Origin of the sequence: Streptomyces sp. SID8352 (assembly GCF_009862265.1) — a bacterium.
Lineage (GTDB): Bacteria > Actinomycetota > Actinomycetes > Streptomycetales > Streptomycetaceae > Streptomyces.
In genome coordinates this window covers 1-13,281 of sequence record NZ_WWGX01000044.1, presented here as the reverse complement: position 1 = coordinate 13,281, position 13,281 = coordinate 1, and the positions used below count along the sequence as shown (strand labels likewise).

Annotated in this window: 21 protein-coding genes; 2 read left to right on the top strand and 19 right to left on the bottom strand. The window is 68.9% G+C overall.

What is annotated here, in order from left to right:
- Window positions 1–18 precede the first annotated feature (18 nt).
- From rpsH to rpsJ, 16 genes are all read right to left on the bottom strand, one after another.
- The gene (rpsH, locus tag GTY84_RS16205) at window positions 19–417 is read right to left on the bottom strand and encodes a 30S ribosomal protein S8 (RefSeq protein ID WP_161226992.1); all 399 of its coding nucleotides are present in this window, start codon (window positions 415–417) and stop codon (window positions 19–21) included.
- A gap of 234 nt (window positions 418–651) precedes the next feature.
- The gene (locus GTY84_RS16200; RefSeq protein WP_003948630.1) at window positions 652–837 is read right to left on the bottom strand and encodes a type Z 30S ribosomal protein S14; all 186 of its coding nucleotides are present in this window, start codon (window positions 835–837) and stop codon (window positions 652–654) included.
- A 5-nt stretch (window positions 838–842) separates the two neighbouring features.
- Window positions 843–1,400: a 50S ribosomal protein L5 gene (gene rplE / locus GTY84_RS16195; RefSeq protein WP_019329632.1), complete on the bottom strand. Its 558-nt coding sequence runs from the start codon at window positions 1,398–1,400 to the stop codon at window positions 843–845.
- Complete coding sequence (rplX, locus tag GTY84_RS16190; RefSeq protein ID WP_030685463.1) at window positions 1,400–1,723, bottom strand: 50S ribosomal protein L24; 324 nt, start codon at window positions 1,721–1,723, stop codon at window positions 1,400–1,402. Before rplX ends, rplE begins: the two co-directional genes overlap by 1 nt.
- Before the next feature lie 2 nt (window positions 1,724–1,725).
- Complete coding sequence (gene rplN, locus GTY84_RS16185; protein ID WP_003998823.1) at window positions 1,726–2,094, bottom strand: 50S ribosomal protein L14; 369 nt, start codon at window positions 2,092–2,094, stop codon at window positions 1,726–1,728.
- 106 nt (window positions 2,095–2,200) lie between these two features.
- On the bottom strand, window positions 2,201–2,485 hold the full coding sequence (rpsQ, locus tag GTY84_RS16180) for a 30S ribosomal protein S17 (RefSeq protein ID WP_161226991.1): 285 nt from the start codon (window positions 2,483–2,485) through the stop codon (window positions 2,201–2,203).
- Window positions 2,485–2,709 carry a 50S ribosomal protein L29 gene (rpmC, locus tag GTY84_RS16175; RefSeq protein ID WP_161226990.1) on the bottom strand — a complete coding sequence of 75 codons (225 nt, stop codon included), beginning with the start codon at window positions 2,707–2,709 and terminating at the stop codon, window positions 2,485–2,487. The genes rpsQ and rpmC overlap by 1 nt, the downstream gene beginning before the upstream one ends.
- Window positions 2,709–3,128, bottom strand: a complete 420-nt coding sequence (rplP, locus tag GTY84_RS16170) for a 50S ribosomal protein L16 (RefSeq protein WP_018564810.1) — start codon at window positions 3,126–3,128, stop codon at window positions 2,709–2,711. The genes rpmC and rplP overlap by 1 nt, the downstream gene beginning before the upstream one ends.
- A gap of 5 nt (window positions 3,129–3,133) precedes the next feature.
- Complete coding sequence (gene rpsC, locus GTY84_RS16165) at window positions 3,134–3,958, bottom strand: 30S ribosomal protein S3 (protein ID WP_161226989.1); 825 nt, start codon at window positions 3,956–3,958, stop codon at window positions 3,134–3,136.
- Window positions 3,958–4,305 carry a 50S ribosomal protein L22 gene (gene rplV, locus GTY84_RS16160; RefSeq protein WP_006130776.1) on the bottom strand — a complete coding sequence of 116 codons (348 nt, stop codon included), beginning with the start codon at window positions 4,303–4,305 and terminating at the stop codon, window positions 3,958–3,960. The genes rpsC and rplV overlap by 1 nt, the downstream gene beginning before the upstream one ends.
- A 42-nt stretch (window positions 4,306–4,347) precedes the next feature.
- Window positions 4,348–4,629, bottom strand: a complete 282-nt coding sequence (gene rpsS / locus GTY84_RS16155) for a 30S ribosomal protein S19 (protein ID WP_161226988.1) — start codon at window positions 4,627–4,629, stop codon at window positions 4,348–4,350.
- A gap of 12 nt (window positions 4,630–4,641) precedes the next feature.
- Complete coding sequence (gene rplB / locus GTY84_RS16150; protein ID WP_161226987.1) at window positions 4,642–5,478, bottom strand: 50S ribosomal protein L2; 837 nt, start codon at window positions 5,476–5,478, stop codon at window positions 4,642–4,644.
- Between the two features lie 52 nt (window positions 5,479–5,530).
- Window positions 5,531–5,950: a 50S ribosomal protein L23 gene (gene rplW, locus GTY84_RS16145; RefSeq protein WP_161226986.1), complete on the bottom strand. Its 420-nt coding sequence runs from the start codon at window positions 5,948–5,950 to the stop codon at window positions 5,531–5,533.
- Window positions 5,950–6,609: a 50S ribosomal protein L4 gene (gene rplD / locus GTY84_RS16140; RefSeq protein WP_161226985.1), complete on the bottom strand. Its 660-nt coding sequence runs from the start codon at window positions 6,607–6,609 to the stop codon at window positions 5,950–5,952. Before rplD ends, rplW begins: the two co-directional genes overlap by 1 nt.
- An 8-nt stretch (window positions 6,610–6,617) precedes the next feature.
- The gene (gene rplC, locus GTY84_RS16135; protein WP_161226984.1) at window positions 6,618–7,262 is read right to left on the bottom strand and encodes a 50S ribosomal protein L3; all 645 of its coding nucleotides are present in this window, start codon (window positions 7,260–7,262) and stop codon (window positions 6,618–6,620) included.
- A gap of 17 nt (window positions 7,263–7,279) precedes the next feature.
- A complete protein-coding gene (rpsJ, locus tag GTY84_RS16130; RefSeq protein WP_003948644.1) occupies window positions 7,280–7,588 on the bottom strand; it encodes a 30S ribosomal protein S10 in 309 nt (102 codons plus the stop codon).
- A 716-nt stretch (window positions 7,589–8,304) separates the two neighbouring features.
- Here rpsJ and GTY84_RS16125 point away from each other — a divergent pair.
- Entirely contained in the window at window positions 8,305–8,610 is a 306-nt protein-coding gene (locus GTY84_RS16125) for a hypothetical protein (RefSeq protein ID WP_161226983.1), read from the top strand.
- A 99-nt stretch (window positions 8,611–8,709) separates the two neighbouring features.
- On the opposite strand, the gene GTY84_RS16120 is transcribed toward GTY84_RS16125, so the two are convergent.
- The gene (locus GTY84_RS16120) at window positions 8,710–8,889 is read right to left on the bottom strand and encodes a hypothetical protein (protein ID WP_161226982.1); all 180 of its coding nucleotides are present in this window, start codon (window positions 8,887–8,889) and stop codon (window positions 8,710–8,712) included.
- A gap of 112 nt (window positions 8,890–9,001) precedes the next feature.
- On the opposite strand from GTY84_RS16120, the gene GTY84_RS16115 reads away from it, so the two are divergent.
- On the top strand, window positions 9,002–10,111 hold the full coding sequence (locus GTY84_RS16115; RefSeq protein ID WP_161226981.1) for a DUF2776 family protein: 1,110 nt from the start codon (window positions 9,002–9,004) through the stop codon (window positions 10,109–10,111).
- Window positions 10,112–10,176: 65 nt separating this feature from the next.
- Here the strand turns inward: GTY84_RS16115 and GTY84_RS16110 are convergent, their stop codons facing one another.
- Together GTY84_RS16110 and GTY84_RS16105 are read right to left on the bottom strand one after the other, a co-directional pair.
- Window positions 10,177–10,509: a cupin domain-containing protein gene (locus GTY84_RS16110; RefSeq protein WP_161226980.1), complete on the bottom strand. Its 333-nt coding sequence runs from the start codon at window positions 10,507–10,509 to the stop codon at window positions 10,177–10,179.
- Window positions 10,510–10,704: 195 nt separating this feature from the next.
- On the bottom strand, window positions 10,705–13,281 hold a 2,577-nt coding region (locus GTY84_RS16105; RefSeq protein ID WP_202551221.1), incomplete at its 5' end, for a DUF11 domain-containing protein.

Sequence of the window (13,281 nt, the reverse complement as noted above, 5' to 3'; positions counted from 1 at the left end):
TTCCTCCGTTCCCTTCCGCTACCAGACGTAGGCGAGGACTTCCCCACCCACGCCCTTCTTGCCGGCCTGCTTGTCGGTGAGGAGCCCGTGCGACGTGGAGATGATCGCCACGCCCAGGCCTCCGAGCACCCTCGGCAGGTTGGTGGACTTCGCGTACACCCGGAGACCGGGCTTGGAGATCCGCTTGATGCCCGCGATGGAGCGCTCACGGTTCGGGCCGAACTTCAGCTCGAGGACGAGGTTCTTGCCGACCTCGGCGTCCTCGACCTTCCAGCCCGTGATGAAGCCCTCCTGCTGGAGGATCTCCGCGATGTGAGACTTGATCTTGGACGCCGGCATCGTCACGGAGTCGTGGTACGCCGAGTTCGCGTTCCGCAGACGGGTCAGCATGTCTGCGATCGGATCAGTCATGGTCATGAATTGGCCTTCGGCCTCTCTCGCCGGGGTTTCCTGGTGCGCCATCCCTCTCCCCGATCCGAGACGGGACGGGTGCGGCGCGGTGGACCTACGGCGTAGTAAGCAAACAGTAGCGGGCCTGGCCCGCGGGCGTACGGGTGGCAGACGCCCAACCCCACAAGCCTAAGGCATGCGGGGCCGGACCTCTGCCGACCCGGTGCTTACCGAGAGTCTGAATAACCCGGAACTACCGGATTACCAGGAGCTCTTGGTCACGCCCGGCAGCTCGCCGCGGTGAGCCATCTCACGGAGGCACACGCGGCACAGGCCGAACTTGCGGTAGACGGAGTGCGGGCGGCCACAGCGCTGGCAGCGGGTGTAGCCACGCACACCGAACTTGGGCTTGCGAGCAGCCTTAGCGATCAGAGCCTTCTTCGCCATCTCGCTCACGCCTCCTTGAACGGGAAGCCGAGGTGACGAAGGAGCGCACGGCCCTCAGCGTCGTTGGTCGCCGTGGTCACCACGGTGATGTCCATACCCCGGACGCGGTCGATCTTGTCCTGGTCGATCTCGTGGAACATGACCTGCTCCGTGAGACCGAAGGTGTAGTTGCCACGGCCGTCGAACTGCTTGGGGGACAGACCGCGGAAGTCGCGGATGCGCGGGAGCGCCAGCGACAGGGTGCGGTCCAGGAACTCCCACATGCGGTCGCCACGAAGCGTGACGTGGGCACCGATCGGCTGGCCCTCGCGCAGCTTGAACTGCGCGATGGACTTGCGGGCCTTGGTGACGGCCGGCTTCTGACCGGTGATCGTGGTGAGGTCGCGGATGGCGCCCTCGATCAGCTTGGAGTCGCGGGCGGCGTCGCCCACACCCATGTTGACCACGATCTTGACGAGGCCGGGAACCTGCATGACGTTCTCGTAGGAGAACTCCTCACGCAGCTTGCCCGCGATCTCCTCGCGGTACTTCGTCTTCAGACGCGGAGTGGTGGTGGTAGCCATCAGATGTCCTCACCCGTCCGCTTGGCAACGCGGATCTTGTTGCCCTCGTCGTCGAAGCGGTAACCGACGCGCGTGACGACCTTGTTCCCGTCCTTCTCCACGACCAGCTGGACGTTGGAGACGTGGACCGGGGCCTCGGTGGTCACGATGCCGCCGGCCTGCGAACCGCTGGCGGTCGGGCCGGCCTTGGTGTGCTTCTTGACCCGGTTGACACCCTCGACCAGGACGCGCTCCTCGCGCGGGTAAGCGGCAATGACCTTGCCCTGCTTGCCCTTGTCCTTACCGGTGATGACCTGGACCAGGTCGCCCTTCTTGATCTTCATGCTCACAGCACCTCCGGCGCGAGGGAGATGATCTTCATGAACTTCTTCTCGCGCAGCTCACGGCCGACCGGGCCGAAGATACGGGTGCCGCGGGGGTCGCCGTCGTTCTTCAGAATGACGGCGGCGTTCTCGTCGAAGCGGATGTACGAGCCGTCCGGACGGCGGCGCTCCTTGACGGTGCGAACGATGACCGCCTTGACGACGTCACCCTTCTTCACGTTGCCACCGGGGATCGCGTCCTTGACGGTGGCGACGATGACGTCACCGATGCCCGCGTAGCGGCGACCGGAGCCACCGAGCACACGGATGCAGAGGATCTCCTTCGCACCCGTGTTGTCGGCGACGCGCAGTCGCGACTCCTGCTGGATCACGTCTATCTCCTGATTGTCTGCCGGTTCCCCGGGGGCCGTTCACCACGTGGGCGGACGGCTCCCGGAGCCTGGCGGAACGACCTGCGAGGGGCGCCTCGCAGGAGAATTACTTGGCCTTTTCGAGGATCTCGACGACGCGCCAGCGCTTCGTCGCGGACAGCGGCCGGGTCTCCATGAGGAGGACACGGTCGCCGACGCCCGCGGCGTTCTGCTCGTCGTGCGCCTTGAGCTTCTCGGTACGGCGGATGACCTTGCCGTACAGCGCGTGCTTGACCCGGTCCTCGACGGCGACGACGACGGTCTTGTCCATCTTGTCGCTGACGACAAGGCCCTCACGGGTCTTGCGGAAGCCGCGCGCGGTGTTCTCTTCAGTCACGTTGCTCTCGCTCATCAGGCGTTCTCCACCGTCTCGATGCCGAGCTCACGCTCACGCATGAGGGTGTAGATCCGGGCGATGTCCTTGCGGACCGCCTTCAGTCGGCCGTGGTTCTCGAGCTGACCCGTGGCCGCCTGGAAGCGGAGGTTGAACAGCTCTTCCTTGGCCTCGCGGAGCTTCGCCAGAAGCTCCTCGTTGTCCAGCTCGCGCAGCTCGGACGCCTTGGTACCGGCCGACATCACGCTTCACCTGCCTCGCGCTTGACGATCCGGCACTTCATCGGCAGCTTGTGGGCCGCACGGGTCAGCGCCTCACGGGCGATCTTCTCGTTGGGGTACGACAGCTCGAACATGACGCGTCCGGGCTTGACGTTGGCGATCCACCACTCCGGAGAACCCTTACCGGAACCCATGCGGGTCTCGGCAGGCTTCTTGGTGAGGGGACGGTCCGGGTAGATGTTGATCCAGACCTTGCCGCCACGCTTGATGTGGCGGGTCATCGCGATACGAGCCGCCTCGATCTGGCGGTTCGTGACGTAGGCCGGGGTCAGCGCCTGGATGCCGTACTCGCCGAACGCAACCTGCGTGCCACCCTTGGCCATGCCGTCGCGCTTCGGGTGGTGCTGCTTGCGGTGCTTGACCCTACGGGGGATCAGCATGGTGGTCAGGCCTCCGTTCCGGTGCTCTCAGCCGGAGCGGCAGCCGCCGGAGCCTCGGCCTTGGGAGCCTCGGCGGCCGGAGCCTGCTGCTGCGGCTTGCGCCCGCGACGCTCGCCACCGCGGCCACGGGCCGGGCGGTCGTTGCCACCACGGGCCGGGCGGTTGCCGGCACGGGCGGCGGCGTTCTCGGCGCGGACCTCGGCGATGTTCTTGACGTCGCCCTTGTAGATCCAGACCTTCACACCGATGCGGCCGAAGGTCGTCTTGGCCTCGAAGAAGCCGTAGTCCACGTTCGCGCGGAGCGTGTGCAGGGGCACACGGCCCTCGCGGTAGAACTCCGAGCGGGACATCTCGGCGCCGCCGAGGCGGCCACCGCACTGGATCTTGATGCCCTTGGCGCCCGCCTTCATGGCCGACTGCATGCTCTTGCGCATGGCGCGGCGGAAGGAGACGCGGGAGGAGAGCTGCTCGGCGACGGCCTGGGCCACGAGCTGGGCGTCCGTCTCGGGGTTCTTGACCTCGAGGATGTTGAGCTGGACCTGCTTGCCCGTGAGCTTCTCGAGGTCACCGCGGATGCGGTCGGCCTCGGCGCCGCGGCGGCCGATCACGATGCCCGGACGCGCCGTGTGGATGTCCACGCGGACACGGTCACGGGTGCGCTCGATCTCGACCTTGGAGATGCCGGCGCGCTCCATGCCGGACGTCATCATCCGGCGGATGGCGACGTCTTCCTTGACGTAGTCCTTGTAGAGCTTGTCGGCGTACCAACGCGACTTGAAGTCGGTCGTGACGCCGAGCCGGAACCCGTGCGGGTTTACCTTCTGGCCCATTACCGGGTTCCTTCCTTGCTGCTGACGACCACGGTGATGTGGCTGGTCCGCTTGCGGATCCGGTAGGCGCGGCCCTGGGCACGCGGACGGAACCGCTTCAGGGTCGGGCCCTCATCGACGTAGGCCTCGGAGATGAAGAGGCTGTCGACATCGGTGTGGTCGTAGTTGTGCGCGGCGTTGGCGATGGCGCTGTCCAGCACCTTGCCGACCGGCACGCTCGCGGCCTGCGGGGCGAAACGCAGGACCGCCTGAGCCTCCGTGGCATCCATGCCACGGATGAGGTCCACCACGCGGCGGGCCTTCATGGGCGTGACGCGGATGTACCGCGCCTGGGCCCTGGCTTCCATGGTTGTCCCTTCAGTGTCTGTCATTGGTCATTCCACCCCGCGTCAGCGGCGCTTCGACTTCCGGTCGTCCTTGACGTGACCCCGGAAGGTGCGGGTCGGCGAGAACTCGCCGAGCTTGTGGCCGACCATGGACTCGGTGACAAACACCGGGATGTGGGTCTTGCCGTTGTGCACCGCGATCGTGTGTCCGAGCATGTCCGGGACGATCATCGAGCGACGGGACCAGGTCTTGATGACGTTCTTGGTGCCGGCTTCGTTCTGGGAATCCACCTTCTTGATCAGGTGGTCGTCGACGAAGGGCCCCTTCTTCAAGCTACGAGGCATCTCAACCCGTCCTTAGCGCTTCTTGTTCGTCTTGCGGCGGCGGACGATGTACTTGTTCGACGCCTTCTTGGGCGAACGAGTACGGCCTTCCTTCTGGCCCCACGGGGACACGGGGTGACGGCCACCGGAGGTCCGGCCCTCACCACCACCGTGCGGGTGGTCCACCGGGTTCATGACCACACCACGGACGGTCGGGCGGACGCCCAGCCACCGCTTGCGGCCCGCCTTGCCCCAGTTGATGTTGCTCTGCTCGGCGTTGCCGACCTCGCCGATGGTGGCGCGGCAGCGGACGTCGACCAGGCGGATCTCACCGGACGGCATGCGCAGGTGGGCGTAGGCGCCCTCCTTCGCGAGCAGCTGCACGGAGGTACCGGCCGAGCGCGCGAGCTTGGCGCCGCCACCGGGGCGGAGCTCGATCGCGTGGATCGTGGTACCGACCGGGATGTTGCGCAGCGACAGGTTGTTGCCGGGCTTGATGTCGGCCGTCGGGCCGTTCTCCACCCGGTCGCCCTGCTGCAGGTTGCGCGGGGCGAGGATGTAGCGCTTCTCGCCGTCGGCGTAGTGCAGCAGCGCGATGCGCGCGGTGCGGTTGGGGTCGTACTCGATGTGCGCGACCTTGGCCGGCACGCCGTCCTTGTCGTGACGACGGAAGTCGATCACGCGGTAGGCGCGCTTGTGTCCGCCACCCTGGTGGCGAACGGTCACACGACCGGCGTTGTTACGGCCGCCCTTGCTGTGCAGGGGGCGGACCAGCGACTTCTCCGGCGTGGACCGCGTTACTTCGACGAAGTCGGCGACGGAGGAGCCACGGCGGCCCGGCGTCGTCGGCTTGTACTTGCGGATTCCCATTGTCTCTCAGTCCTCGGAAGTGTTCCGAAATCCGGGACGATCCGGACCTCCGTCAGGAGGTCGGACCGCCGAAGATGTCGATACGGTCGCCCTCGGCAAGGGTCACGATCGCGCGCTTGCTGTCGGCGCGCTTGCCGAAGCCCGTGCGGGTGCGCTTGCGCTTGCCCTGGCGGTTGATCGTGTTGACCCCGGTGACCTTGACCGAGAAGACCGACTGCACGGCCTCCTTGATCTGGGTCTTGTTGGCCCGCGGGTCGACGACGAACGTGTACTTGTTCTCGTCGAGGAGGGCGTAGCTCTTCTCCGACACGACCGGCTTCAGCAGCACGTCACGGGGGTCCGTGTACGCCTTGCTGGCCGGGGTGACGACGGTGTTCTTGCCCTCGGCGGCGTGGCGGCGCGCCTTGGCGACCCGCGCGGCCTTGGCGGCCTTGGCCGCCTTGGAGGCGATGGAGGGGTGACGCGTAGCCATCAGGCCTCGCTCCCTTCGGTGTCGTTGGCCTTGTTCGGGCCGGCGACGAAGGACTCGAAAGCGGCCTGGGTGAAGACCACGTCGTCCGAGACGAGAACGTCGTACGTGTTGAGCTGGCCCGGCTCCAGGATGTGGACCTGGGGCAGGTTGCGGGCGGACAGCCACGCGGCCTCGTCGGCGCGGACGGCGACCAGGAGCAGGTTCTTGCGCTCCGAGATCTTGCCGAACAGCGTCCGGGCGGACTTCGTGGAGGGGGTCTCGCCCTCGATCACGCCGGTGACGACGTGGATGCGGTTGTGGCGGGCCCGGTCGGTGAGGGCGTGGCGCAGGGCCGCGGCCTTCATCTTCTTGGGGGTCCGCTGCGAGTAGTCACGCGGCTGCGGGCCGTGGACGACGCCACCGCCGGCGAACTGCGGAGCGCGGGTCGAGCCCTGACGGGCGCGGCCGGTGCCCTTCTGGCGGTACGGCTTCTTGCCGCCACCGCGGACCTCGCCACGACGCTTGGTCTTGTGCGTGCCCTGACGCGCGGCGGCGTTCTGCGCGACGACGACCTGGTGGATCAGCGGAATGCTGATCTTCTCCACGCCGAAGATCTCCGCGGGGAGTTCGACGCTTCCGGTCTTCTCGCCGGCAGGCGAAAGGATGTCAACAGTGCTCATCGGTTACCTCAGGCCCCCTTGGCCGCGGTGCGGACCAGGACGAGGCCGCCGTTCGGACCGGGAACCGCGCCCTTGATGAGCAGCAGACCCTTCTCCGCGTCAACGGCGTGGACGGTCAGGTTCTGGGTGGTGACCCGCTCGTTGCCCATGCGGCCGGCCATGCGGAGGCCCTTGAACACGCGGCCCGGGGTGGCGCAGCCACCGATGGAACCGGGCGAGCGGTGCTTGCGCTGCGTGCCGTGTCCGGCGCCGAGACCGTGGAAGTTGTGGCGCTTCATGACACCGGCGAAGCCCTTGCCCTTGCTCTTGCCGGTGACGTCGACCTTCACGCCGGCCTCGAACACCTCGGCGGTGACTTCCTGGCCGAGGGTGTACTCGCTGGCGTCCGACGTGCGGATCTCCACGAGGTGGCGGCGGGGGGTGACGTCGGCCTTGGCGAAGTGGCCCTTGAGGGGCTTGTTCACCTTGCGCGGGTCGATCTCGCCGAAGGCGATCTGGACGGACTCGTAGCCGTCGGCGTCGTTCGTGCGGACCTGGGTGACGACGTTGGGGCCGGCCTTGACGACGGTGACGGGAACAACGCGGTTGTTCTCGTCCCACACCTGCGTCATGCCGAGCTTCTCGCCCAGGATGCCCTTGATCTGCTTGGTCATCTTCAGATCACCGGCCCTCAGAGCTTGATCTCGATGTCGACACCGGCCGGGAGGTCGAGTCGCATCAGAGAGTCAACGGTCTTGGGCGTCGGGTCGAGGATGTCGATCAGGCGCTTGTGCGTGCGCATCTCGAAGTGCTCGCGCGAGTCCTTGTACTTGTGCGGCGACTTGATGACGCAGTACACGTTCTTCTCAGTGGGCAGCGGCACCGGGCCCGCGACCGACGCACCAGTGCGGGTCACCGTCTCGACGATCTTCTTCGCCGAGGAGTCGATGACCTCGTGGTCGTAGGCCTTGAGCCGGATGCGGATCTTCTGTCCCGCCATGGCTACTTCGTAGTCCTGTCTCTCGTAAACGCTCCGGAGCCCGGTGTTCCGTACTTCTCTTCTCCGACCCACGCGGTCGGGCGTGTCGCGCTTCCGCTGACACAGATGTCCCTTGTTCGAACATCCCTGCACGGGGAAGTGCGGGCCCTTCCGGAACCGCGGACCGGGGGCGAGAGGCCCACCGGGCGCCTGGCCGGTACCCCGCTGACACTTCCCGGAAGATTCCCGTACGTCCGCCTCAGCGCTGCCCGGTGGGCAGTTGGGGCGACGAGTACTGTGGGACTCGCTTCCGGTCCTCCCGGCGGGAGGCGCACAGCATCGGCACTCGACCGAGCAACCCCGCTAGTCTGCCACACGGGGCGCCGCACTGGCCAATCGAAGCGGATGACTGTACCCCAGCTCACCGCCGCTCACACGCGGCCACCCCCGCACACCCCCGCGTCAGAGGTCGTCCGGCGCTCATCCGACGATCTTGATCCGGGGGACGGTATGACGGCGACCGGCACGAACGGGACAAACGGGGGCGGGGCCGGGACCCGGGCCGGGGACGGAACCCGGCCCCGGGCCACCGACGGAGCCGAGGCCGGAGCCGGGACCGCGGACCGCGGACCGCGGACGGCGGGAGCGTCCCCGCCACCGGCGACGGCCGGGCCGACGGGGGCGTCCCGGGCGCCGGGGACGCCGAGCGGCGGCGCCTGGCGCGGGACGCGGGTCGCATGGACAAGTGGTCGATGGCGTTCCTGGTCGTGGCGCCGGCGCTGTGGCTGTGCCTCGCGGTCCTGATGCCCTCCTCCTACGGCCCCGAGAGCTACGCCGGTGAGCCGCGGTGCGAGGGCCCGCTGATGGCCCCGTTCCAGCGGCCCGGCCACGGCTGCGACAGCGAGCTGCGCCAGTGGCCGGCCCCGCTGGGCGTGCTCGGCCCGGCGACCCTCGCGAGCGTCGTCGCGGCGGCGACCACGGTCCACGCGCGGCTGCTGGGCCGTCTGTCGAGACTGACGGCGGGCGGCGACGCGCGGTCGTAGGCGGGCGTCGGCGTCCCTGGCCGGACGGCGCCGGGACGCGGGACGGCCCGGGTCCTGTCCGGCGACCGCCGCCGTCGCCCGTGGGACGGCCGCCCGGCGTCAGGTGCGTGCCCGCGGCACGCGGGTGTGCCAACTCAACCTCTGCCCTTGGTCGTTGAGTTTGACGGGCATCGCGACGAACTGCTCGTCCGACGCGGCCGGCACCGGCGTGACCGCCGACTTCTCCACGGACTCCCGCTCGACGACAGTCTCGGTCGTCTCCGGCGTTTCCTTGATCATCGGATCCGCCGTTGATCAGACGCTCCCGGCGCAGGTCACCAGACGATCTCCCGGTGGCAGCTCGACGGACTCGGCATGACGATTGGCTGAGACATCGTTCTCAGGAGTCCTGATGAACTACAGGATCAGTGTCCTGTTCCGGGCCATTCCCCTGCTCATGAGCGCCGTGTCCGCCGCCCTGGGCGGCTATGTCCTCGCACACGCGTCCGGGCCGAGCGCGCGGGTCGCCGGCCTGGTCCTCGTCTTCCTGGCGTCGATCTGCCTGTGCCTGTTCGCCACCGCGGCGACGATCATCAGACAGCTCATCGACCGGTACACGGCCCTGGACCGGATGATGTATCCGGTGCTCGGCTTCGCGGTCAGTGGTGTCACCATCGGCTACGGGCTCTCCCTGCTGGCCGGGACGCCCGGACCGCCGGCCGATTTCATCGCCGGACACGTGGTCTTCGGGCTCGGCATGATCTGCGTCTGCGTCTCCTGTGTGGCGAGTGCCTCCACCCGGTTCGTGCAGATCACCAAGAACTCCGCGCTGCCCGAGGGATCTCCGCCTCTCACGCCGGCGCCCTTCGGCCCGCTCACCGTCCGCACTCTGCCGGCGCTCCCGGCCCTGGCGTCCCTCGCCACCTGGGCATGGGCCATCGTCCTGCTCGCGGGCGGAGGCGGCGGAGGAGAGGACGAGCGTTTCACCGCCGGCCACGTGATGGTCGGCCTGGCGCTCGTCTGCACCAGCCTGATCGGACTGGTGGCCAGCATTCTGCGGCAGATCCAGAACACCTACATCCCCCGCGAGCGCGTCGTCTGGCCCACTGCGGCCGCCGCGCTCGGCGCCATGGGTGTCGTGTGGGCTCTGGTTCTCATCTCCGTGCACACCCGGTCCTCCCAGCTCGCCGCCGCCTACGTTCTGATCGGTCTCGGACTGATCTGCTGGAGCATTCTCAGCAAGGTGCTGCTGCTGGCCCTGGTCTGGCGGCGAAGGGCTCCGCTGGCCAACCGGGTTCCACTGATACCGGTCGGCACGGCCCTGCTCTGCCTGTTCCTCTCCACGTTCCTGTTCGAGTCCGCCGACCCCTCAGTGATCATTGCGGCGCGGGTCCTGGTCGGTCTCGGAGGCGTTTGCTTCTCGTTGTTCTCGATCGTCTCCATTCTCGAGAGCGGCACCGGCGGCAGCGGTGGCACCGACCCGGAAGAGGCCGACGCCGTCGGAGGCCAAGCACCGTTGTAGTACAAGGGTCTTCCGTTTGGATCGGGCCGGGGCCCGCGAGCCCGGCATGATCCGGACGAGAGGCCCTAGGCGGGCTTGGCGACGGTGAGGAGGACCGCGGAGTCCTCCAGGGCGTCCAGGGCGTGCCGGGCGGGCGGGATCACCACGAGGTCGCCGTCCCGGCCCTCCCAGGCATCGTCGCCGCTGGTCAGGCGCACCCGGCCGCGCAGCACCTGGAGGGTCGCCTCACCGGGGCTGTCGTGCTCCGCGAGGCCGGTGCCTGCGGTGAGGGCGAGCAGGGTCTGCCGGAGCACCAGTTCATGGCCGCCGTGCACCGTGGTGGCGCTGCGCCCGCTGGAGGAGGCGGCGGCGCGTTCGAGGTGTTCCCGGGCGAGCGCGTCGAGCGAGATCTTCTGCATGCCCCCAGTCTCGCCACCGCCCCTCCCCCGCCCAAGGGCCGAGTGGGGTATCCCGGGCCGTGACGGCACCGCGCCCCCGTCCCGTGGTGCGGGGCGGGGGCGTGGTGGGTGGTGCGGGGTGGGGAGGGTGCCCCGCGTGTTGGGGCCCGGTGGCCGTGGCTGGTTGTCGCGGTCACCGGGTCGGGGTGGCGGGCGTCAGGTGCGGCGCCGCCGTCTGGTGATGGCCAGGGCTGTTCCTCCGGTGATCAGGAGGGCGGTGGCCAGGGCGGCCGCGATGAACACCGTGGTGCCGGTGCGGGCCATGATCCCGGAGATCCCGCCGGGGGCCGGGGTGCTGGGCTGGCCGGGCTGGCCCGGGGTTGCGGGCTGGCCGGGCTGGCCGGGGGTGGGCTGGCCGGGCTGGGTGGGGACGGTTGCGGTGGCCTCGGGTGAGACGACCGGGGTGGTGCCGGCGCGGCCGGAGGCGGTGGCGGTGTTGGTGACCTTTCCGGTGGCGGCCTCGTCGGCGGTGATGGTGTGGGGCCTGGTGGTGCATTCCATGGTCTCGCCGGGGGCGAGGCTGGTGGCGGGGCAGGTGACCTCTCCGGCGGTGGGGTCGGAGACCTTGATGTCGGTGACGGTCAGGGTGCCCTGGTTGGCGGCCAGGAGCTTCCAGTCGATCCGGTCACCGGTGCCCGTGGTGCCGTCGCGGTCGGTGTCGGTGACGTCGGCCGTCTTGGTGAGGGTGAGCAGGGCCCGTCCGTCGGACGGGACGGTCACCCCGGACGGCGGGGAGACGGGCGTCCCGCCGGAGGGCGGGGTGCCGGTCGCGGTGGCGGTGTTGGTGATCGACCCGGCGTCCGCGTCGGCCTGTGTGACCGTGTAGAGGGCGGTGCAGGTCAGCGTGGCACCCGGGGCGAGGGAGGCGGCCTGCTCGGGGCAGTCGACTGCGCCGAGCTTGCCGGTGCCGGTGAACTCTCCTTCCTTGACCTTGACGTCCTTGAGGGTGACGTTGCCGGTGTTGGTGACGGTGAACCGGTAGGTGATCTCCTCACCCGCGACGAGTGTGGCGGGGGTGTCGTCGCCGGCACTCTTGACCACGGTCAGCGCGGGCTTCGGGTCCTGCGGCACGCTCACCTCGGACGGCGGGGAGACGGGGACCTCACCGGAGGGCGGGGTGCCGGTCGCGGTGGCCGTGTTCTTCACCGAGCCCTGGTCCACGTCGGCCTGGGTGACCGTGTAGACGGCGGTGCAGGTGAGGGTGTCCCCGGGTGCGAGGGAGGCGGCACCTTCGGGGCAGTCGATGTCGCCGAGCTTGCCGTGGCCGGTGAACTCGCCCTCCTCGACCTTCACGTCCTTGAGGGTGACGTTGCCGGTGTTGCGGACGGTGAAGGCGTAGGTGATCTCCTCACCCACGACGAGTTCACCCTCCGCACCGCCGGTGGCGGACTTGACGACGGACAGGCCGGGCTCGCCGGGCGCGTCCACCGTGGTCTTCGACGGCGGTGAGACGGGCGGCTCGCCCGACGGCGGGGTACCGGTCGCGGTCGCGCTGTTCTCCACCGAGCCCTGGTCCACGTCGGCCTGGGTGACCGTGTAGAGGGCGGTGCACAGGACGCTGTCGCCCGGCGCCAGGGAGGCCGTACCGGCGGGGCAGTCCACCGCGCCGAGCTTCCCGTGGCCGGTGAAGTCGCCCTCGTCGACCTTGACGTCGGTGAGGGTGACGTTGCCGGTGTTGGTGACGGCGAACCGGTAGGTGATCTCCTCACCTGCGACGAGCCTGTCCACGGAGGCGGTCTTGACCACCGCGAGAGCAGGCTCCTGCGGCGCCGGGACGATGGTCTTCGACGGCGGCGACACCGGCGGCTCACCGGAGGGCGGCGTACCCGTCACCGTCGCACTGTTCTCGATGGACCCGGCGTCCACGTCGGCCTGGGTGACCGTGTAGGCGGCGGTGCAGGTCACCGACGCACCCGGCGCCAGCGACACCGCGTCCTCCGGGCAGACCACGTCGCCGAGCTTGCCGCTGCCGGTGAACTCTCCTTCCTTGACCTTGATGTCCTTGATCGTGACGTTGCCGGTGTTGGTGACGGTGAAGTCGTAGGTGACCTCCTCGCCCAGGACCAGCTTGTCGGGCTCGGCACTGCGGCCCGTCTTGACCACGCTCAGGCCCGGCTCGGCCGGCGGGGTGACGATGGTCTTCGACGGCGGCGACACCGGCGGCTCACCCCGAGGAGGAACACCCGTCGCGGTCGCCGAGTTGGTGATCGTGCCCGCATCGATATCGGCCTGGGTGACCGTGTAGGCGGCGGTGCAGGTCACCGACGCACCCGGCGCCAGCGAACCCGCCCCGGCGGGGCAGACCACCTCGCCGAGCTTCCCGCTGCCGGTGAAGTCGCCCTCCTTGATCTCGATGTCCTTGATCGTGAGGTTGCCGGTGTTGGTGACCTCGAACAGGTAGGTGATCTCCTCACCCACCGCCGGAGCGGCCGCGGAGACGGACTTGACCACCGACAGACCCGGGTCGTCATCCGTCTCCACCGTCGTCTTCGACGGCGGCGACACCGGCGGCTCACCCGACGGCGGCGTACCCGTCGCCGTCGCCGAGTTCTCCACCGAACCCGCGTCCACATCGGCCTGCGTGACCGTGTAGGCGGCGGTGCAGGTCACCGTCTCGCCAGGAGCCAGGGACGCGGTCCCCTCCTCCGGACAGTCCACCGCACCCAGCTTGCCGCTGCCGCTGAACTCGCCCTCGACGACCTTCACGTCCTTGACCGTGACGTTCCCGGTGTT